This window comes from Caballeronia sp. KNU42 (assembly GCF_053760385.1).
In genome coordinates, this window is record NZ_CM132388.1 from 3,870,406 (window position 1) to 3,891,823 (window position 21,418).

Here is a 21,418-nt window from a genome sequence, read left to right on the forward strand (position 1 = left end):
TTGCGTGCGGAACATTCGATCCGCCTAAGCATAAAGCGTTCCCCTGGAGTTTCGATGAGTCTTGATCGCGCCCAGATCGATACCGCGCTCAGCGGTTTGATCGATCCCAACACCAGCCGCACTTTCGCGGACACGAAAAGCATCCGCAACGTGGCTGTGGACGGGGCAAACGTGTCGGTGAGCATCGTGCTGGGTTATCCGGCGAAAAGCCAGTTCGACACCATCCGCACACTTGTGGCGAACGCTGTCGCCGCCGTGCCGGGCGTGGCCGATGTGCAGGTCACGGTGGCGTCGCAAGTGGTCGCGCACGCGGTCCAGCGCGGCGTGAAGTTGCTGCCGAACGTGAAGAACATCATTGCGGTGGCGTCGGGCAAGGGCGGGGTCGGCAAGAGCACGACCGCCGTGAACCTGGCGCTCGCGCTGGCGGCGGAAGGCGCGTCGGTCGGCATGCTGGACGCGGATATCTACGGCCCGTCGCTGCCCATGATGCTCGGCATCAGCGGCCGTCCGGAATCGCCCGACAACACGTCGATGAACCCCATGATCGGCCACGGCATCCAGGCCAACTCGATCGGTTTCCTGATCGAACAGGACAACCCGATGGTATGGCGCGGCCCGATGGTCACGTCCGCGCTCGAACAATTGCTGCGCCAGACCAACTGGAAAGACCTCGATTACCTGGTCGTCGACATGCCGCCCGGCACCGGCGACATCCAGCTCACGCTCTCGCAAAAGGTGCCTGTGACGGGCGCGGTGATCGTCACCACGCCGCAGGACATCGCGCTGCTCGACGCCAAGAAGGGCTTGAAGATGTTCGAGAAAGTGGGCATCCCGATCCTCGGCATCGTGGAGAACATGAGCACGCATATCTGCTCGAATTGCGGCCACGAAGAACATATCTTCGGCGCGGGCGGGGGCGAGCGGATGTCGAAGGAATATGGCGTGCCGGTGCTTGGCCACTTGCCGCTCGATATCGCGATCCGCGAGAAAACCGATGCGGGCCAGCCGACGGTGATCTCGGAGCCGGACGGCAAGATTGCCGAGGCGTACAGATCGATCGCGCGCAAGATCGCCATTTCGATTGCCGAACGCCAGCGCGACATGACGTCGATGTTCCCCAGCATCGTAGTGCAAAACACTTAGGCGGCACGAGGACGCGGGCGATTTTCGCGGCGCGTGTCGCGGTATCATGTCGCCTTGATTGGCGCGGCCAGGTGAACACACGGGGTGGTCGCGGGTCGCCATGAGGATCGCATGAAACAAAGATTCGACGGGCCTGAATCGCGCAGCGCGCCTGCCGCGAGACACCCGGTCCCGAGCCTGATACTGAGTTTGAGCGCGGCTGCAAGCACAGCTGTAAGCGCGTTAGTCAGCGTCATGCTGCTCGGCGGCTGCGGCCTCCTGTTCCAGAACCACGAAAAACGTGCCGACGCCACGTTGCAGCCGACCGGCGGCAATGGGGCGACCGGCACGGTCACGTTCATCGAACGCGCAGACGGTGTCCAGGTGTCTTACAACCTGTCGGGCATGCCGCCCAACAGCGAGCACGCGCTGCAGATCCATGAACGCGGCGACTGCATCATCCCGGCCTCGTCTGACGGTGGCCCCGTATTCGCGCCCGCGTCCGAACGCAGCGACTCCGGCTCCAAGGTGGAAGGCGACCTGGCCACCATTCGTGCCGACGCGAATGGCGCGGCGACCGGTTTCATCGTCGCGCCGGACGTGTCGCTCGACGGCGTGCGCTCCGTGTTGTCGCGGGCCATCGTGCTACATCGCGACACCGCGGACGGCTACGCCATGGTTCCGCACGGCGCCGGTCCCGCCCTCGCGTGCGGCGTGATCCGGCAGTGATCTTGATCTTTCAATGAAATCAGGCTGTTGGGGCGCGTGACCTGGCCGGTTGGCATAGCCGCGTCGCGCGGCTTGCGCATCAAGTAAAATACCCGCTTCTCGTCTGGTCTGGCCGGCTTCGGCGTGCTTCTGCATCCATCCCGAGTCTCCGGCCACGCCCTGTTTCAAGCCCGGCGGTCTCTATCAAGCCGCCTCTTTAGTTGGGTAGCGTTCCCTATGAGCATCAAGTCCGACAAGTGGATCCGGCGCATGGCCGCAGAGCACAACATGATCGAGCCGTTCGTGCCCGATCAGGTGCGGATGTCTGAAGACGGCCGCAAGATCGTGAGCTATGGCACGTCCAGCTACGGTTATGACATTCGTGTGGCAGACGAATTCAAGATCTTCACCAACATCAATTCCACGATTGTCGACCCGAAGAATTTCGACGAGAAATCGTTCGTCGACTTCAAGGGAGACGTCTGCATCATCCCGCCGAACTCCTTTGCGCTTGCCCGGACGGTCGAGTATTTCCGGATTCCGCGCTCGTGCCTGACGGTTTGTCTCGGGAAATCCACGTACGCGCGCTGCGGGATCATCGTGAACGTGACGCCGTTCGAGCCCGAATGGGAAGGATTTGTGACGCTCGAATTCTCGAATACGACACCATTGCCTGCCAAAATCTACGCGAACGAAGGCGTGGCGCAGGTTCTCTTCTTTGAAAGCGATGAGATCTGCGAGACTTCATACGCCGATCGTGGGGGCAAGTATCAAGGGCAAGTCGGCGTAACGCTGCCGAAAACCTGACGGTTCTTATCCATTAGAAACGTCATTGCAACACTTTTTGAAAGACCGCTGGAATCGAGCACGCACACCTCGGCCAGCGGTCGTTCCATTTGGAGATTCGCCGCATGAAGTTCCGTTTTCCCGTCGTCATCATCGACGAAGATTTTCGCTCCGAGAACATTTCGGGTTCCGGCATCCGCGCCCTTGCCGAGGCGATCCAGGGTGAAGGCGTCGAGGTGCTCGGGCTGACGAGTTACGGCGACCTGACGTCGTTTGCGCAGCAATCGAGCCGCGCGTCGTGTTTCATCCTGTCGATCGACGACGACGAATTGCTGCCGTACGCGGACAACAACGTGGTGCTGGCCGAAGGCGATACGCCGGAGCTGGCCTCCGCTATTGTCGCGTTGCGCGCGTTCGTGCAGGCAGTGCGACGACGAAATGCGGATATCCCGATTTTCCTGTACGGCGAAACGCGTACGTCGCGGCATTTGCCCAACGACATCCTGCGCGAACTGCACGGCTTCATTCACATGTTCGAGGACACGCCGGAGTTCGTCGCGCGCCACATCATTCGCGAGGCGAAGGTTTATCTCGACGCGCTGGCGCCGCCGTTCTTCAAGGAACTCGTGCAGTACGCGGAAGAGGGTTCGTACTCGTGGCATTGCCCGGGGCATTCGGGCGGCGTTGCATTCCTGAAGAATCCGTTAGGGCAGATGTTCCATCAGTTCTTCGGCGAGAACATGTTGCGGGCGGACGTCTGCAATGCCGTCGATGAACTCGGCCAGTTGCTCGACCACACCGGGCCGATCGCGGCGTCCGAGCGCAACGCGGCGCGCATTTTCAGCGCGGACCATTTGTTCTTCGTGACCAATGGCACGTCGACATCGAACAAGATTGTCTGGCACGCGACCGTGGCGCCGGGCGACATCGTGCTGGTCGACCGTAATTGCCACAAGTCGATCCTGCACGCCATCACCATGACGGGCGCGATCCCCGTTTTCCTGACGCCGACGCGCAATCACTTCGGCATCATCGGACCGATTCCGCGCGACGAATTCAAGCCGGAAAACATTCGCAAGAAGATTGAAGCGAATCCGTTCACGCGCGAGGCGCTGGCGAAGAATCCGAACGCCAAGCCGCGCATCCTGACCATCACGCAAAGTACCTATGACGGCGTGATCTATAACGTCGAGATGATCAAGGACCTGCTTGGCGATTTGCTCGACACGCTTCACTTCGACGAAGCCTGGTTGCCGCACGCCGAGTTCCACGAGTTCTATCAGGACATGCATGCGATCGGCGCCGGGCGTCCGCGTACGGGCGCGCTGGTGTTCGCCACGCACTCCACGCACAAGCTGCTCGCGGGAATTTCGCAGGCGTCGCAGATCGTGGTCCAGGACTCCGAGAACAGCACGTTCGACAAGCATCGTTTCAACGAGGCGTACCACATGCATACGTCCACGAGTCCGCAGTACGCGATCATCGCGTCTTGCGACGTGGCCGCGGCCATGATGGAGCCGCCGGGCGGCACGGCGCTGGTGGAGGAGTCGATTGCGGAAGCGCTGGATTTCCGCCGCGCCATGCGCAAGGTCGACGACGAATACGGCGACGAATGGTTCTTCAAGGTGTGGGGACCGGAAGCGCTCGCGGAAGAGGGCATTGGCGATCGTGAGGAATGGGTGTTGAAGCCGAATGACCGCTGGCACGGTTTCGGGGCGCTTGCCGAAGGCTTCAACATGCTCGATCCGATCAAGGCGACCATCATCACGCCCGGACTCGACGTGGACGGCGAGTTCGGCGAGACCGGCATTCCTGCTGCCATCGTGACGAAATATCTGGCGGAGCACGGGATTATCGTGGAGAAGACCGGGCTGTATTCGTTCTTCATCATGTTCACGATCGGCATCACGAAAGGTCGCTGGAATTCGATGGTCACCGAGTTGCAGCAGTTCAAGGACGACTACGACAACAACCAGCCCCTGTGGCGCGTGTTGCCGGACTTCATTGCGCTGCATCCGTCGTATGAGCGCATGGGATTGAAGGATCTTTGCGAGCAGATCCATAGTGTTTATCGGGCCAACAATATCGCTCGGCTGACCACCGAGATGTATTTGTCCAGCATGGAACCGGCCATGAAGCCGTCCGATGCATATGCGAAGCTGGTGCATCGGGAGATCGACCGGGTACCTATCGATGAACTCGAAGGGCGCGTGACCAGCATCTTGTTGACGCCGTATCCGCCGGGCATTCCGTTGCTGATTCCGGGCGAACGGTTCAACAAGACGATCGTCGATTACTTGCGTTTTGCGCGCGAGTTCAACGAACGTTTCCCGGGTTTCCATACGGATATCCACGGGCTGGTCGGGGAGATGATCAACGGGCGTATCGAGTATTTCGTCGATTGCGTGGCGCTTGAGCGTTGATTTGACGGCGTGAAGAAATACTGACGAAGGCCTGCATTGCGCAGGCCTTTTTCTTTCAGGTAACGATAAACAGACGTTCTGACACACCCGGTTCCGCCAAGGCTTTCGGTGGTCGCGTGAAGTTGGGATCGGCGGCCATATCGTGGAGCGCGGTTTCCAGCGAGTCGCATAGCGCGGTCAACGCCAGGTCGTTTTCTTCCAGACCGAACGGATCTTCGATCTGCGCGGCAATCGCCTCCAGCGACATGAACGCGTACGCAACCAGCAGCGCGAACAAGGGTGTGAGCAAGCCCGCTCCGTCGACAAGCCCGAACGGCAGCATGACGCAGAACAGATACACGGTCCGGTGGATCATCACTGAATACGAGAACGGCAGGGGCGTCGACGCCAGCCGTTCGCAGCCGCCAATCACCGCGGACAACTCGTTCAAATTCTGCTCGAAGGCAAGCACGCCGTAGCCGTCGAGCGCGCCTTCGCGAGCGCGTGCGCCCGACCATTCGCCGAGCCATCGCAGGATCAGGGACGAGCGGTATTGCGCTTGAACGACGCGTTGATAAAACGCGGACGGAAGACGCGTGGCGAGATCGGGGAGGGGGTCGGTGCGGCGCATTTCGTGACGCAGCGCGTGACCCAGTGCGCCGATTCCCGCGATGAACTCGCGCGTGTCTTCGCTTTTTACGCCGCGTGGCAAGGTTAGCGCTTGCCGCGCGATCGAGCGGCCGTGGATCAGCAGCGAACCCCACAGCTTGCGGCCTTCCCACCAGCGCTCATAACTCGCGCTGTTACGAAATCCGAGAAACACCGCGAGCGCGATGCCAACCAGCGCGAACGGCGGCGTGCCGAGGCCGACCGGGTAATTGCGCACGTTGTCGTGCATCACGATTGCCGCGACCGACAACACGAAGATCAATGCGAGGCGCGGCAGCAACTGCGGCAGTACAGACCCGCGCCAGACGAACAGCATGTGGAACCAGTTGAGTTTGGGACGGATGATCATGGGCGTACCGGAGACAACAGGGTTGAATGCATTCCACTGCGCAATCACCGCGCGCGACTGTAGCCAGATCGACTACGATCGTAGCCAAGTTAGCTACGATCGATGGTGGTCCCAAGCTGTGCGCAGCCAGCCGCCTATTTACCCCAACGCCGCCCGCGCCGCCTTCGCGGCCGCCCGAACCTGTTCCGGCGCCGTTCCACCGGCGTGATTACGGCTGGCGACCGAGCCCTCCAGCGTGAGGTACTCAAACACGTCCTCGCCAATCAAACGCGCCACGTTCGGCAATTCCGCGCGCATTTCGTCGAGCGTCAGGTCGGCCAGATCGCAGCCGCGGTCCACGCAGATCCGCACGGCCAGCGCCACCGCTTCGTGCGCATCGCGGAACGGCAGGCCTCGTTTCACCAGGTAGTCCGCGAGATCGGTTGCCGTCGAGAAACCCTGCAACGCCGCTGCGCGCATGGCTTCCGGCTTCACCGTAATGCCCGCTGCCATTTCGGCGAAGATACGCAGGGTGTCGGAGACGGTATCGACGGTATCGAACAGCGGTTCCTTGTCTTCCTGATTGTCCTTGTTGTACGCGAGCGGCTGGCCTTTCATCAGCGTCAGCAAAGCCATCAGATGCCCGTTCACGCGACCCGTCTTGCCACGCGCCAGTTCCGGCACATCCGGATTCTTCTTCTGCGGCATGATCGACGAGCCGGTGCAGAACCGGTCAGCCAGGTCGATAAACCCAACCCGCGGACTCATCCACAGCACGAGTTCTTCGGAGAAGCGCGACACGTGCGTCATGATCAGCGCGGCAGCAGCCGTGAATTCGATGGCGAAATCGCGATCCGACACAGCGTCGAGCGAGTTCGCGCAGATGCCGTCGAAGCCGAGCGTCTTGGCAACAGCGTGACGATCGATCGGATAACTCGTGCCGGCGAGCGCAGCAGCGCCGAGCGGCAGGCGGTTCACGCGCTTGCGGCAATCGAGCAGGCGTTCGCTGTCGCGGCTGAACATTTCGACGTAAGCCAGCAGGTGATGGCCGAACGTCACCGGCTGCGCGACTTGCAGATGCGTGAAGCCGGGCATGATGGTTTCGGCGTTTTGCTCGGCAATATCGATCAGCGCCCGACGCAATTCGATCAGCAATTCACCAATCCGGTCGATCTCGCCGCGCAACCACAGGCGGATATCGGTTGCCACCTGGTCGTTGCGCGAGCGGCCAGTGTGCAGGCGTTTGCCGGCATCGCCGATAAGCGCCGTCAGTCGCGCTTCGATGTTCAGGTGGACGTCTTCCAGGTCGAGTTTCCACTCGAACTCACCGCGTTCGATTTCGCCGCGGATCTGCGTCATGCCTTGCTGGATGGCTTGGAAATCCGCATCGGCGATGATCTTTTGCGCGGCCAGCATGGCGGCATGGGCCAGCGATCCCTCGATATCGACGAGCGCGAGGCGCTTGTCGAAGAACACCGATGACGTGTAGCGCTTGACCAGATCGGACATTGGTTCGTTGAAGCGAGCCGACCAGGCTTCGCCTTTTTTGTGCAGTTGGGACGTCATAGTGATGTTCGTAAGAGGGCGGAAAGTCGTGTGGCAGGCGGCCGGGCGTAGCGCAATCCGGATAGAAACCCGCGGAACTGGCGATTTTACAGGCATTGAGAAGGAGCAACCATCGAACGCAGGGGTGCGTTCAACAGGCGCAGACATAACCCAATAGAAAAAGGGCGCCTCGCGACGCCCTTTGATCAACCGTCAACCCAGCGTCACGCCGCTGGAATCACCTTACCCGTATAGACGACCGGGCCGGTCGGCCCATTCGGATTCGGCGATCCGCCGACGGGCTCCACGGACACAGCCAGTATCGGATACGCATTCACAGAAGCCGCCTTGAATCGTGCGGTACCGCCGACAGGCAGCACGCCGAGCGAAACCGGGTGTCCTTCCTTAGGCAGGCCCCAGAGCTGCATGGACTTGTCGGTTGGATCCGACGAACCGCTCAAACGGCGCACGGTGACTTCGGACGTCCGGTCGTCCCACGTCACCAGCATCCTCGCGTTCGATTTGTCATCGGCAAGGGTAGCTACATAACCAATCCGCGGTTCCTGAGCGACTTGCGGCGCGGGAACGGGGGCAGGAACAGGAGCCACGGTAGACAGCTCGCGAATGGAGACAACCAACGCAATCGCTGCGATGGCGGTGGCGGCGATCGACCAGCCGCGCCAGAACGACAGGTTCTCGAACCAGCTCGGTTTTGCTCGAGTAACCGGGGCGGCAGACGGAACCGGCCGGGCAGCCACTGCCTCGCGCCGGGCGTTCACCAGGTTCAAGCGCCGCTCGATAGCCGGCCAGATCTCCGGTGGCGGCGCGACCGCGGCCCCGAGCTCGGTCATTGCCTCCAGCCGCAAACGCCAGGTTTCGACGGCCAGGCGAATCGCCGGATCGTGCTGCGAAATAGATTCAAAGCGCCTTCGCGATCCCCCGCGCAGCACGCCGAGCGTGTATTCGGCTGCAAGCTGATCGACCAGGCCTGCGTATCGATGCAGATCCATCACAGACCTCCCAGGCACGTCTTAAGTTTTTCGAGGCCGCGCCGAATCCACGACTTCACTGTGCCAAGCGGTACTTTCAAGACATCGGCCACTTCGCTGTGGCTCTGGTCGCGCAGATAGGCCAGCGCCACGGCCTGTCGCTGATTGGCTTCGAGCCGCCCCATGCAGATGGCGAGTTGCCGTGCTTCCTGACTCATCAACATCTGCTCGGAGGGATCTGCCTCGTTTGCCGGCAAGGTATCGTCCAACGCGTCGCTCCATTCTGTTTCGGCGCTTGCCCCGTTGGCCTTTTGCCGCCGCAAATAATCGAGGGCCCGGTTGCGGACAATTGCCGCCATCCAGGTCATCGGCGCGGACAGGCCGGCTTTGTAGTCGCCCGCGTATCGCCAGATATTGACGAACGCGTCCTGCAAAACTTCTTCGGCCCACTCACGCTTCACCAATATACGAAGCGCGAGGCCAAACAGTTTCGAGGAAGTTAAATCGTAGAGCGCGCGCAACGCGGCGGCATCTTCGCTGGCGACACGATCGAGCAATTGCACGAGGGTGTCGGGAGTCGGGTCGTGGGGGAGTGTCGTTGTCATGGGACCGGTCGGGTGGGCGACGCGATTGATCTTACCGAAATAGTCGATACGAACCGCGCAGGTTTTTTTTGCATCCGGATGCATCCGTTTCGTTTTTACCTGCGTACCAACGGATACGAGCCCCGCGGTGCGCGAAACAATGGCGCAGCACGCAAAGCTCACCATGTGTCCCCGTTCTCCTCCGGCCCTGCCGGGGAGATGCGGCTTTGCCCGGCCGGCCAGGTCGGGCATTTTTTTGGGCTATCGGTTCAGAAGCGTGCCGATAGCGTTGCATCGTGGGCCTTACAGGTTTGCGTTCGGCGGTGGTTTTCGTGCTTGCAGGACCACGATGGCTGGCGTGGTCCGGCTACTCCCGGGCACGTTCCGCCACATCGGAACCCACCAGCATCACCAGTTTCAAATCCTCCCGATGCGCCGGCTTGAACGTAATCTGGTCAAACACGAGGCGTCCGCGGGTCGGATGATTGAATTCCCGCGTACCGCCTTCCCGTTCGCCGACGTCCTGCGACGCCCAAAAACGCGCGAACGCGTCGCTGGCGGCACTGAGCGAATCGATCAGCGCTCGCGTGGGAGCATCGTTCAGATGGCGGATCGAATCCGCCCGGAACTCCGCTACCAGCCTTCGCGCACGCGTCTCCCAATCGACGATCAAGCTCTGCGCCCCTGGCGCTGTAAACGTGAAGCTAAGCAGATTGCGGTCCTGAACACCGTCCAGCCAGCCGACGAACAATTGCGCCGCTTGGGCGTTCCAGCGCAACGCGTTCCACTGCCGGTCGAGGACGTAGGCGGGAGCATCGATCAGTTCCACCGATTTCAGCAGCGCTGCCGGCGCGTCCTGCGCCGCCGGATCGGGTTCGGCAGGGTCCCGCTGGGCGGCCAGTTCAAAGAGATACGCTCGTTCGGCCCGTGATAACTGCAACGCCACGGCGATGCGCGCAAGCGCGTCGGCGGACGCGGACACCGGCCGTCCTTGTTCGATCCACGTGTACCAGGTCGGACTGACGCCGCATAACTGGGCGACTTCTTCTCGCCGCAACCCGGGCGTGCGGCGGCGCGGGCCGGGCGGCAAGCCGACAGCCATGGGCGACAGCCGCTCCCGATGCGCGCGGATGAAATCGCCGAGTGCACGGGCTGGCGTGGCGTCGAGTGGCGGGGCGAGGTCGGTTTTGCTGGCGGCGGGGATGGTCGGTGACAAGGATATTAGGCTCAATACACGCGTTGGAAAGTCTGACGGCGGTTCAGGTAGTGTAGATACCAGAATAACCGCGCAACTTGTACCGGTACAAGAGGGCGTCCATTGTAGCGTCGCGGCTGGCAGGAAAAATACTGACGAAAACGAGTAGCAATGGATGAGACGCGAAGAGCAGGCTGCCCACGCAGCCGGTTCCTACGCGCCATGATTGGCGCAGCGATTCGGCATTTAGTCCAACGGCGCGACCTTAGCTCGACGAGTCCGTTGCGGCCTAAGTACCGCACATGAAATGCGCCAGCGCCCCGATGATTGACCCTCGGACAAGCAATGAAAAAAGCCGGCTGTGACGTGCACAAGCCGGCTTTGCGATAAAACTATCAGGTCGCTACTTCTGGATCACCCCGTATTGCGCAACCCCGCCGCAATCCCGTTGATGGTCAAATGAATCCCGCGCCCGAGCCGCACGTTGTCATCCCCCGCGCGATGGCGTTTGAGCAACTCCACCTGCAAGTGATTCAGCGGATCGAGATACGGGAAGCGGTTTTTAATCGACCGTGCGAGCAGCGGATTATTCGCGAGCCGCTCGTTGTTCCCCGTGATCTCCGACAACACGCTCGACGTCCGTTCCCATTCCGCCACGATCCGGCCGAACACATGCTTGCGAAGTTTTTTATCGGTGACGAGTTGCGCGTAACGTGATGCCACCGCGATGTCCGTCTTCGCCAGCACCATGTCCATGTTCGACAGCAAATTCGCGAAGAACGGCCAGGTCTTGTGCATGTTCTTGAGCGTCGCCAGCCGCCGGGTGCGTTCGGCGGCGTCGGGTGCGGCATCGAGGAAACCGGTCACCGCGCTGCCGAAGCCATACCAGCCCGTAAGAAGCAGGCGGCATTGGCCCCACGAGAAGCCCCACGGAATCGCCCGCAGATCTTCGATCTTGCGCTGCTTCGGGTCCTGCAGTTTCCGCGATGCCGGCCGGCTGCCGATGTTGAGCTCCGCAATCTCCGAGATCGGCGTCGACTCGAAGAAATACTCCTTGAAGCCAGGCGTCTCGTAAACCAGCGCGCGATACGCGGCCATGGCCGAATCCGACAGCGTCTGCATGGTGGCTTCGAACAGCGGCAGCTGCGCCGGGGTGTTCTCGTGCGGCAGAAGCGACGCTTCGAGCGTCGCGGCGACCACGAGTTCGAGATTGCGGCGCCCGATCTCGGCATTGCCGAACTTGCTCGCGATCACTTCGCCTTGCTCGGTCGTGCGGATCTGGCCGTCGACGGTTCCCGGCGGCTGCGACAAGATCGCCTGATAGGTCGGGCCGCCTCCGCGTCCGACCGTACCCCCACGGCCATGAAAGAGCCGCAGCGTGGTCTTGTGCTGCTTGAACAAGGCGACCAGCGCCAGTTCCGCCCGATACAGCTCCCAGTTCGACGTAAGGAAACCGCCGTCCTTGTTGCTATCGGAATAACCGAGCATCACTTCCTGCTCGCCGCCTTGCAGTTCGACCAGCTTGCTCACGCCCGGCAGCGCAAAAAAATCGCCCATGATGTGCGGCGCATTGCGCAAATCGGCGATGGTTTCGAACAGCGGAATCACCATCAGGCCATCGTGCGCAGGATCTTTGGCGTGTCCCAGCCGCCCCTGCAGCAAGCCCGTTTCCTTCTGCAGCAACATCACTTCCAGCAGATCGCTGACCGTTTCCGTGTGCGAAATGATGTAGTTGCGCACTGCGCGCGTACCGAATTTCTCACGCGTCACGCGCGCCGTTTCCAGCACGCCGAGTTCGCTCTTGGCGAGATCGGAGTAATCGAAATAAGGCAGGCGCAGCGGCCGCGGTTGCGCCAGTTCGCTCAGCAGCAATGCGATCTTGTCGGCTTCGGGCAGCGCGGCGTAATCGTCCTGAACGCCTGCACGTGCAAGCAGTTCCGCGATCACCGCTTCGTGGATATCCGAGCTCTGACGCAAGTCGATGCTCGCCAGATGGAAGCCGAACACCTCGGCCGCGCGCGCCAGCGGCGACAAGCGCGGCGTGGACAAATACTCGCCGTGATGCGCCGCGAGCGATTCGATCAGCACATTCAGGTCAGTGCCGAATTCCGCCGCCGACGCATACGGTTTCGCCGGATGACGGCTGCGCGCGGGGACCAGGCCGTTTCCAAGGCGCTGGTCGGCGCTCGCGACCAGCCGTGCATACACACCGATCAATGCACGCCGATACGGCTCATCAATACGATGCGGCGACGAGTCCGGTGATGCATCGGCAAGCGCCTTCAATGCATCGCTCGCGCCGGCGAGCAAATGCGACACCGACAATTCCGCGCCCAGCTTGTGAACCTGCTCGAGATAATGTTCGAAGATCACCGTGGCCTGGCGCGTGATGGCGTGCACGAGCGTCGGTGCGGTGACGTTCGGATTGCCGTCGCGGTCCCCGCCAATCCAGCTGCCCATTTGCAGGAAAGGCGGCAGGCGCGCGGGCAGGCCGTGCTCGCTCAGTGCAGCTTCGATGTCGGCGTAAAGCGCAGGGATTTCTTCGAGAAACGTCGCGCGGTAATACGAAAGCGCGTTTTCGATTTCATCGGCGACGGTCAAGCGGGCGTCGCGCAGCATCCGCGTTTGCCAGAGCGACGTGACACGGGAGCGCAGCATGGCTTCGTTGTGCGCCCGTTCACGCGCGGTCAGTTCCTGGTCGCGCTCGGCCAGCAGCCGCGCGACTTCGTGCTGCGCATCCAGGATGCTCTTGCGCGAGACTTCGGTCGGGTGAGCGGTCAGTACGGGAACGATGAGCGCGTTATCGAAGAATTTTTGCAGCGTGGCTTTCGCCGACTTCGCATTCTTCGCATTCGGACTCGCCTTCAGGCGTTCGATGGCATAGGCCATCGTGCCGGGCTGCGGGCTGGAACCGGCGAGCGCGTGAATCCGGCGGCGCCGGTTGTGATGCCGGTCCTCGGCAATATTCGCAAGATGCGAGAAGTAGCTGAACGCGCGCACAACGCTCACCGTCTGCTCGGGCGAGAGCGATTTCAAGCGCTTTTCAAGCGTCTGGGACGCCTCGTTGTCTTCCTCGCGACGAAATTTCACAGCCGTCTGACGAATCGTTTCCACGACATCGAACACTTCGTCGCCTTCCTGTTCACGCACCACGTCGCCGAGCAGGCGGCCGAGATAGCGGATGTCTTCGAAGAGCGGATGGTCCTTGATGTCGCGCGTGCGGGACGGCGCCTTGACGGCTTCGCCAACGGGTGCGGGGGCCGTGCGGCCGTTCGTCACGCGTTTGCTGGTCTTGGCCGCAGCCGTTTTTTTCACGGAGGTGGCGGTTTTGGACACTTTGGCGACCGTGGCCGCGCGGCTACGAACGGCGGGAGCCGCGGCGGGTGCAGTAGCGGGGGCGGCGGAAGAAGCATCCTTCGATACAGCGTTGCGGCGGGGGCGGGCGTTGCGCGCCGATCCGGGAGACGTCACGTTGAATTCCTCTTGAAAACCAGAGACAGGATACCGAGGCGGCCGTGCGCCAGATAAGACCAAAGGGCGCGAGACCGCCGGCCGGTGCGACGTTCGACTGCTATGCCATGCCTGACTACACCGAGGCGGATGGAACCCGAGAAAGCAAAGGCGCCTTGCCGCGGTCACACGATAAAATGCGTGCCCCGGCGATGCCGCGCGCTGCGGCACACCCTTGCTGTCTCCGTCCTGCCGCCTTGCTCGAAGCCCGTGCCGTGGCGCTCGGGCGCGGGGAACGACTGTAATTGGGCAATGGCGTGCGTGCTACCATTGTTTGTTATCCATCCCGTCATCCGATTGACTTTGCAATGAACTCCGAGACGCCTTCCACGCCACCGCCCGACACTCTGGTCATTGCCTCGCGGGAAAGCCGTCTAGCCATGTGGCAGGCTGAGCACGTGCGGTTTGCGCTGCACAAATTATATCCATCTTGCGACGTCAAAATTCTCGGAATGACGACACGCGGCGATCAGATCCTCGACCGGACCTTATCGAAGGTCGGCGGCAAGGGCCTGTTCGTCAAGGAACTGGAAGCCGCGCTGGCCGACGGCCGCGCCGACCTGGCCGTGCATTCGCTCAAAGACGTGCCCATGGAACTGCCCGAGGGTTTCACGCTGAGCACGATCCTCGAACGCGAAGATCCCCGCGATGCCTTCGTTTCGCCGCACTATGCGTCGCTCGAGGAACTGCCTGAAGGCAGCATTGTGGGGACGTCGAGCTTGCGCCGCGAAGCCATGCTGCGCATGCAGTTCCCTCATCTCGATGTCCGCCCGTTGCGCGGTAACCTCGATACCCGGCTCGGCAAACTGGATCGTGGCGATTACGCGGCAATCATCCTGGCCGCCGCCGGGTTGATACGCCTCGGTCTTGAGTCGCGGATTCGCGCCAGTTTACCGGTTGAGATTAGCCTGCCGGCTGCAGGGCAGGGCGCGCTGGGTATCGAGATCCGCGCCGGCCGCGACAATCTTGCCGCGTGGCTCGCGCCTTTGCACCATGAAGCGACGGCCGCCGCCGTCGAAGCTGAACGGATGGTGTCGCGCTCGCTCGGCGGCAGTTGTGAAGTACCGCTTGCCGCCTATGCTGACTGGCGTGACGGCGTGCTGCATCTGCGCGGGTGTGTATCGACGGTCGACGGCACGCGGGTCTTGCGCGCTGAAGGCACCGCCCAGGCCGCTGACGTGCAGGCCGCGCTGGATCTTGGCAGCCGCGTGTCGGCCGAACTCGAAGCGCAGGGCGCAATGGATATCGTGCGTGAGTTGAGCACCGCGAGCGGCGCGCGTATTCCTCCCGCTCCTCCTGCCGTCTTGCCCGCCGACTGATGGCGAGCGCTCCTGGATCTGCCCAGTCATCGGCGCAAGGGCCAACGCAGCGACCGGTTGTTGTGGTCACGCGTCCTTTGGGACAGTCGGGCGCGCTGCTCGGGCTGCTTGAGCACGCCGGTTTTGATTCAATCGAATTTCCGCTCATCGATATCGGCCCCGTGGCCGATGCCGCGCCGCTGCACGCCGCGCTCGGCGAGCTCTACGCGCCTGCACCGCTTGGCTTTGCGCTGGTGGTGTTCGTGTCGCCGAATGCGATCGATCACGCGTTTGCCGCGCTCAGTTCAGCGTGGCCTTCGCAAATTGCGATTGGCGTAGTCGGCCCCGGCAGCGTGGCTGCGCTCGCCCGGCAAGGCGTGACGCCACCCACCTATACGATCATCAGTCCGGCGGCCGGCGCGACGGTGACCGAAACACCCACAGATCCTCGATACGATTCCGAGGCGCTGCATGCGGCTATCGAAGCGCATTTCGGCGCGGATGGCCTGAAGGACAAACGTGTGCTGATCGTGCGCGGCGACGGCGGCCGTGAATGGCTCGCCGACGCGCTCAGCGCAGCGGGCGCGAAGGTGGAAAAAGTCGCGGCGTACCGGCGGATCGTGCCGGAACCGTCCATGCGCGACTGGGAACGCGTTCATGCATTGCTCGCAGGCGTTGCGCACGCGTGGCTGCTGACGAGTTCGGAGGGCGTGCGCAATCTTGAAGAGCTTGCCCGCGAACATCTCACCGTCGATGAAACCCTCACGCTCAAGCACGCGCCGCTCGTTACGCCCCATCCGCGTATTGCCGAGGCCGCGCGGCAAGCGGGTTTTGATAGGATTACGGTGTCCGGCGCCGGCGATGAGCGTATCGTGCAGGCGCTTGGCGGCATCTTCGCGAAACAACAAGAACTTGAACGAGAATCCGAGGCGCAGGTTGCAAAAGCGCAGGAACATGGATACAAGGCCTCGACGGCAGCGCCGTTCAGCCAATCCAGTCAAACCAACCAGGAGTCCGCGCCGACGGATTCCAGGCCGGCTTCAACGCCGGCTCACCAACCGGCTCAATCACGCATGACTGATTCGATCGATTCGAGTAAGAACCCCTCGCAGTCCACCACGTCAACGCCGCCGTTGCCGCCGAACACGCCGTTTACCCCTTACGAGTCCCAGCCGCCGAAACAGCGTGGCGGTGGCGCGGGCACAGCGCTGCTGTGGCTGGTGCTGCTGATTGTCGTGGTGGTTGCGGGCGTGGGCGGTTTCATGCTCAACCGCAAGTTCGACCAGCGCGACACGCAATTCGCGCAACGTCTGCAAGCAAGCGACACGCAAACGGCCGCGTTGCGCGCGCAAGCCGATGAGGCCGCGAGCTCCGTGTCAGCGATCAACACGCAGATCATCCAGTTCCAGGGCAAGCTCACCGACGCGCAGGCGCAAAGCCAGGCGCTGCAGCAGCAATACCAGGATCTGGCGAGCAATCGTGATGACTGGACGCTCGCCGAAGTCGAGCAGATCCTCTCCAGCGCGAGCCAGCAGTTGCAGCTCACCGGGAACGTCCAGCTCGCGCTGTTCGCGCTGCAAAGCGCGGACACGCGCCTCGCTGCCGCCACCGGTCCGCAGATCGTGACGATCCGCAAGGCCATCGCGCAGGACATGGACAAGCTGCACGCAACGCCGACCACCGATCTCACCGGGCTGGCCATCAAGCTCGATACGGCAATTGATCAGATCGATTCCCTGCCGCTCGCGGGCGAAGCGCCGATCACACCGGCCACTGCCCACGCCGATACCCCGCGCGACACCGCCTCAATCGCAGCGAAGACTGGCCAGCCGGTCTGGAAAGTGTGGCTGGAGCAGGTTGCCAGCGGTATCGGACAACAGTTGTCGAGCCTGGTGACGGTGCGTCGTATCGATAACGCCGACGCCATGCTTGCATCGCCGGACGAAGGTTATTTTGTGCGTGAGAACGTGAAGCTGCGGTTGTTGTCGGCGCGCTTATCGTTATTGTCGCGCAGCGAACCCACGCTCAAGTCTGATCTTCACGCCGCCGACACCGCGCTCGGCCGGTATTTCGATCAGTCCTCGGGCAAGGTCAAGGCAGTGCGTGCGCTCGTGCAGCAAGTGGACCAGGCGTCGCTCGCGGTCACCGTGCCCGATCTGAACGCGAGTCTCGCGGCCGTCCACCAGTTCAAGCGAGGCGGATGATGACGATGCGCGGACTCATCTGGTTTGTGCTGCTGTTTGCGGCAGCTGCGGGCCTGGCGCTCGTTGGCGTCTTCGACGGCGGGCAAGTGCTGCTGATCATGCCGCCGTATCGGGTGGACATATCGCTGAATCTGTTCGTGGTGGCGCTGGTGGTGTCGTTCATCGTGATCTACGCCGTGCTTCGCGCCATTCGCAGCGTGCTGAAAATGCCGCAGCGCGTGTCGGCGTACCGGACCCGCTCGCGGCTCGCGAAGGCCAACGCGGCGTTACGCGATGCCATCGGCCATTTGTATGCGGGACGTTTTTCGAAGGCGGAGAAGTCGGCGCGCGATTCCCTTATCGTCGATGAAAATGCGGGCGCCGCCGGGCTAATCGGCGCCAAGGCGGCGCACGAGATGAACGAGTACGCGCGTCGCGACGAATGGCTCGCCAAGGTGCAGGGCAGCGACTGGCAGGACGCTCGTTTGATGGCCACCGCCGACATGCGTGCCGATGGCCGCGACGCGGACGGCGCGCTCGTCGCGCTGACCGAAATGCAGGCGCAGGGCGGCCGGCGCCTGCGTGCGCAGCAGATTGCGTTGCGCGCACAGCAGCAGTTGAAGAACTGGGGCGAAGTGCTGAAACTGGTCAAGACGCTGGAAAAACGTGAGGCGCTGCATCCTGCGGTCGCGGTGCGTTTGCGTCAGGTCGCGGCGGAAAACCTGCTGCGTGACCGAAGGCACAATCCGGACGCGTTGCTGGAGTTCTGGCAGTCGTTATCGGCGACTGAGCGGCAATCGCCTCGTCTTGCTGACCTTGCAGCCGAATTGCTGATCGCGCTGGATCGAAGGAACGACGCGCGCAAGATTGTTGAAGAAGCGTTGAATCACAACTGGGACGCGCGGCTGTTGCGGCGTTACCCGGATTGCGCATCGCCGGGCGACGCATTGCCGTTGATCCAGCGAGCCGAAGCATGGCAGAAGGAGCGCACCGAAGACGCGGACCTGATGTTCACGCTTGGGCGGCTGTGCCTGCATCAGCAGTTGTGGGGCAAGGCGCAGGCGTTCCTGGAATCGGCATTGAAGCTTGCGGACAACGAACCGTTGAAGATTCGCACGCATCGGGCGCTGGCCCGTTTGCACGAACAACTCGGCGATAGCGAAAAGGCGAGCCTGCACTATCGCGAGAGCGCACTGGCAATGAACGTGGTTTGAGTTGGTCGGAGTGCGCAAAACAGCGGGCATCTTTTCTCAAAAGATGCCCGCTTTTTATTGCGGCATCAAACGGCGGCCAACCGCGTTGGTTTTACGCGCTGCCGCGCCCGGATGCGGCACGCTTGGCGCCACCGGCAATGCGGTCAGCGCCGTATCGTCGGTGGGGGAGAGCAGCATGTTGAGCGAGAGCACATCGCTATCGGTCAGGCTTGCCGTTGACGCCTTCAGTTTCAGCGAATTGATCAGCGTGTCATAGCGGGCTTTCGCGAGATCGCGTCGTGCCGAAAAGAGCTGATCCTGTGCGTTGAGCACATCGATGTTGATCCGCACGCCCACCTGATACCCCAGCAGATTCGATTCAAGCGATGTCCTTGCCGACTGTTCAGCCGTTTCGAGCGCACGAACCTGTGCAAGTCCACTCGATACCCCCAGAAACGCCTGTCGCGCCGATAACGCCGCCGAACGCCGTGCTGCATCCAGATCCGCTGCCGCCTTGTCTTCCAGCGCCAGTGTCTGGCGCACGCGGCTTTGCGTGGCGCCGCCTTCGTACAGGGGAATAGTGAGCTGAACGCCCACGGTTGCATTGGTGTAATACGCGCCGTAATTGCCCAGTTCGGCCGCTGCTGCCGGAATCTCGGGCGAAAGCGTATTCGCGCCGCTGCCAAATCCGCCGCCGAAATTCCCACCGAAGTTGCCGGCGCCCGCCGCACCCAGACTGTTTTTTCCGTAACTTGCGATCAGGTCGAGCGTCGGATAATGACCGGCCTTCGCCTTCAATGTCTCGCGCTGCGAGTTCGCCACGGCCAGTTGCTTAAGCACGACCTGATAGTTCGCGTCGCGTGCCATATCGACCCATTGCTGCATGTCGGCGGGAACGGGCGGCGGCAGCGTCACGCCGCGCGCGAGGCCGTCCACTCGCGTCACCGGATGCCCGACGATTTGCTCCAGCCCCGCCAGCTTCACCTCAAGGTCGTTCTGAGCCGCAATTTCCTGCGAGATCGCCTGATCGTATTTGGCCTGGGCTTCGTTGGTATCGGTGATGGTCGACTGGCCGACATCGAACGAGCGTTTCGCCGATTCGAGCTGCTCGGCAATCGATGCCTTCTGCGAACGCACGATAGCCACGCTGTCCTGCGCGGAAAGCGCGTCGAAGTAGGCTTGGCCGAGCCGCACGATCAGGTCCTGACGGGCGGCTGCGAACTGCGCCTGCGCGGTCGTCAGCGCGATCTGGCCTTGTTGATAGCCTTGCCAGCTCGCGACGTTGATGAGCGGTTGGGTCAGCGAAACGGTGTAGCCATTGCTGTTGCCAGTCGATGCTGGGAAACCGCCGCCGAATTCGGTGCGCTGCTCGCTGGCGGTCGCCGTCGCCGAGAGTTGCGGCAATAGTTTCGCGCGGGCTTGGGGTAATTGCTCGCTGTCGGCGGTGAGGCCGGCGCGAGCGCTTTGCAATTGCGCGTCGGTTTCGAGCGCTTCGTCGTAAAGCTGGTTGAGACTCACGGCCGAGGCCGGCGAGCATGCAAACCCGGCGCCGAGACTGCATAGCGCGAGTGCGAACATCGGGCGCATGGGTTTTGTCCGGGACCGGTGAGCGGGGCAGAGCGACTAAAACGAGAACGCTAAAGCGAAAGCGGACGGATCAGTACGTGGGAACGGCCGGGTCGACCTGACGCGACCATGCGTCGATACCGCCGAACAGGTTGAACACGTGCGTAAAGCCGTGGGATTCCAGGAACATGCCGACCTGCGCGCTACGGGCGCCGTGGTGGCAGATGCAGACGATCTGCGCTTCGTCGTCCAGTTCTTCGCTGCGCGCCGGGATATCGCGCATTGGGATGGCGACAATGTTGGCGAGCCTGGCGGTTTGAATTTCCCATGGTTCGCGGACGTCGAGCAGGACAGGGGCGGGACGCGATGTATCGGCGAGCCATTCGGCCAGTTCGGGTGCGGACAGGTTTTGCATGGGATTCCGGTGAAAGTGGTTAGCGACGGCGAGCCGGGCGGCCCTCCGGTGCTACCCGCACAGACAAATATGCAGCTTGCAACTTGATGCTTCGGACTCGCCGCAATGACTTTAAAACTAACGCCCGTGCGAGTCCGTTCGTGAAACCAAGGCCGTCGTATCAGAACTTGAAGCGCGACGGCTGCACTGCGTTCTTGAGCGGCGGGATCAGCGTTTCGAAGATATCGGCGATGCGGAATTGCTTTTCGTCCACGCGCGTAATGATCTGCGCCTTCATGACCGGCGCGCCACCGACAAACGCTGCCAGACGGCCGCCGATCTTCAACTGATCGAGGAATTCCTGCGGCATGACCGGCAGGCCACCCGAGACGCAGATCACGTCGTAGGGTTCGCTCTCTTTCCAGCCGAGCGCGCCGTCACCGAGCACGACCTGCGCATTCGATACGCCGTTCGCTGACAGGTTTTCCGCAGCCAGCTTTGCGAGTTCGGGCTCGATTTCGACGGTGGTGACCGAACGGCCGCGCGCCGCGAGCAGCGCCGCCATGTAACCCGAACCAGCGCCGATCTCCAGCACGACTTCGTGTTTTTTCACGGCGAGTTCCTGCAGCACCCGCGCTTCGACGCGCGGAAACAGCATGTGTTGGCCGGCCGGCAGCGGAATTTCGAGATCAGCGAACGCGATGTTGCGATACGCGGCCGGAACGAAATTTTCACGCTTGACGATCGACAGCAGGTTCAGGACGTCCTGGTCCAGCACATCCCAGGGACGGATCTGCTGTTCGATCATGTTGAAACGCGCTTGCTCGATGTTCATGTTCAGTCTGCGGGCCGATCGACCGTTGAAGTGGAGTTGACGTAACGACTTGGCGTAAATGCGATGCCGGAGATAAGGCGAAAATCGAAGAGAGATTGTAGCAAATAGCCG

Annotated in this window: 16 protein-coding genes; 7 read left to right on the forward strand and 9 right to left on the reverse strand. The window is 62.1% G+C overall.

The window, feature by feature from the left end:
- Positions 1-54 precede the first annotated feature (54 nt).
- The 4 genes from apbC to ACSOSP_RS17335 all read left to right on the forward strand — a co-directional run bounded on the left by apbC (position 55) and on the right by ACSOSP_RS17335 (position 5,039).
- A complete protein-coding gene (apbC, locus tag ACSOSP_RS17320) occupies positions 55-1,143 on the forward strand; it encodes an iron-sulfur cluster carrier protein ApbC (protein WP_455308545.1) in 1,089 nt (362 codons plus the stop codon).
- Between the two features lie 234 nt (positions 1,144-1,377).
- Positions 1,378-1,851 carry a superoxide dismutase family protein gene (locus ACSOSP_RS17325; RefSeq protein ID WP_455311018.1) on the forward strand — a complete coding sequence of 158 codons (474 nt, stop codon included), beginning with the start codon at positions 1,378-1,380 and terminating at the stop codon, positions 1,849-1,851.
- Positions 1,852-2,067: 216 nt separating this feature from the next.
- Complete coding sequence (gene dcd, locus ACSOSP_RS17330) at positions 2,068-2,637, forward strand: dCTP deaminase (protein ID WP_455308546.1); 570 nt, start codon at positions 2,068-2,070, stop codon at positions 2,635-2,637.
- A gap of 104 nt (positions 2,638-2,741) precedes the next feature.
- Positions 2,742-5,039, forward strand: a complete 2,298-nt coding sequence (locus ACSOSP_RS17335; RefSeq protein WP_455308547.1) for an Orn/Lys/Arg family decarboxylase — start codon at positions 2,742-2,744, stop codon at positions 5,037-5,039.
- A gap of 55 nt (positions 5,040-5,094) precedes the next feature.
- Here ACSOSP_RS17335 and ACSOSP_RS17340 read toward each other — a convergent pair whose 3' ends face one another.
- The 6 genes from ACSOSP_RS17340 to ppc all read right to left on the reverse strand — a co-directional run bounded on the left by ACSOSP_RS17340 (position 5,095) and on the right by ppc (position 13,799).
- A complete protein-coding gene (locus ACSOSP_RS17340; RefSeq protein ID WP_455308548.1) occupies positions 5,095-6,036 on the reverse strand; it encodes a bestrophin family protein in 942 nt (313 codons plus the stop codon).
- Between the two features lie 138 nt (positions 6,037-6,174).
- Complete coding sequence (gene argH, locus ACSOSP_RS17345; protein ID WP_455308549.1) at positions 6,175-7,581, reverse strand: argininosuccinate lyase; 1,407 nt, start codon at positions 7,579-7,581, stop codon at positions 6,175-6,177.
- Positions 7,582-7,784: 203 nt separating this feature from the next.
- Positions 7,785-8,570, reverse strand: coding sequence for an anti-sigma factor (locus tag ACSOSP_RS17350; protein ID WP_455308550.1), 786 nt, complete (start codon positions 8,568-8,570; stop codon positions 7,785-7,787).
- Positions 8,570-9,154: a sigma-70 family RNA polymerase sigma factor gene (locus tag ACSOSP_RS17355; RefSeq protein ID WP_089163524.1), complete on the reverse strand. Its 585-nt coding sequence runs from the start codon at positions 9,152-9,154 to the stop codon at positions 8,570-8,572. Before ACSOSP_RS17355 ends, ACSOSP_RS17350 begins: the two co-directional genes overlap by 1 nt.
- A 346-nt stretch (positions 9,155-9,500) precedes the next feature.
- Positions 9,501-10,349 (reverse strand): helix-turn-helix transcriptional regulator, encoded by an 849-nt coding sequence (locus ACSOSP_RS17360; RefSeq protein ID WP_455308551.1) that lies wholly within the window; start codon positions 10,347-10,349, stop codon positions 9,501-9,503.
- A 393-nt stretch (positions 10,350-10,742) separates the two neighbouring features.
- Positions 10,743-13,799 carry a phosphoenolpyruvate carboxylase gene (gene ppc / locus ACSOSP_RS17365; RefSeq protein WP_455308552.1) on the reverse strand — a complete coding sequence of 1,019 codons (3,057 nt, stop codon included), beginning with the start codon at positions 13,797-13,799 and terminating at the stop codon, positions 10,743-10,745.
- Between the two features lie 347 nt (positions 13,800-14,146).
- On the opposite strand from ppc, the gene hemC reads away from it, so the two are divergent.
- From hemC to ACSOSP_RS17380, 3 genes are read left to right on the forward strand one after another with little or no spacing between them, the layout of a single operon-like run.
- Positions 14,147-15,157, forward strand: a complete 1,011-nt coding sequence (hemC, locus tag ACSOSP_RS17370) for a hydroxymethylbilane synthase (RefSeq protein ID WP_455308553.1) — start codon at positions 14,147-14,149, stop codon at positions 15,155-15,157.
- Positions 15,157-17,340, forward strand: a complete 2,184-nt coding sequence (hemDX, locus tag ACSOSP_RS17375; RefSeq protein WP_455308554.1) for a fused uroporphyrinogen-III synthase HemD/membrane protein HemX — start codon at positions 15,157-15,159, stop codon at positions 17,338-17,340. Before hemC ends, hemDX begins: the two co-directional genes overlap by 1 nt.
- Positions 17,340-18,533 carry a heme biosynthesis HemY N-terminal domain-containing protein gene (locus ACSOSP_RS17380; protein ID WP_455311020.1) on the forward strand — a complete coding sequence of 398 codons (1,194 nt, stop codon included), beginning with the start codon at positions 17,340-17,342 and terminating at the stop codon, positions 18,531-18,533. The genes hemDX and ACSOSP_RS17380 overlap by 1 nt, the downstream gene beginning before the upstream one ends.
- Before the next feature lie 54 nt (positions 18,534-18,587).
- On the opposite strand, the gene ACSOSP_RS17385 is transcribed toward ACSOSP_RS17380, so the two are convergent.
- The 3 genes from ACSOSP_RS17385 to ACSOSP_RS17395 all read right to left on the reverse strand — a co-directional run bounded on the left by ACSOSP_RS17385 (position 18,588) and on the right by ACSOSP_RS17395 (position 21,307).
- The gene (locus tag ACSOSP_RS17385; protein ID WP_455308555.1) at positions 18,588-20,099 is read right to left on the reverse strand and encodes a TolC family outer membrane protein; all 1,512 of its coding nucleotides are present in this window, start codon (positions 20,097-20,099) and stop codon (positions 18,588-18,590) included.
- A 70-nt stretch (positions 20,100-20,169) separates the two neighbouring features.
- Positions 20,170-20,493 carry a rhodanese-like domain-containing protein gene (locus ACSOSP_RS17390; protein WP_455308556.1) on the reverse strand — a complete coding sequence of 108 codons (324 nt, stop codon included), beginning with the start codon at positions 20,491-20,493 and terminating at the stop codon, positions 20,170-20,172.
- 160 nt (positions 20,494-20,653) lie between these two features.
- Complete coding sequence (locus tag ACSOSP_RS17395; RefSeq protein ID WP_455308557.1) at positions 20,654-21,307, reverse strand: protein-L-isoaspartate O-methyltransferase family protein; 654 nt, start codon at positions 21,305-21,307, stop codon at positions 20,654-20,656.
- Positions 21,308-21,418: the final 111 nt, after the last annotated feature.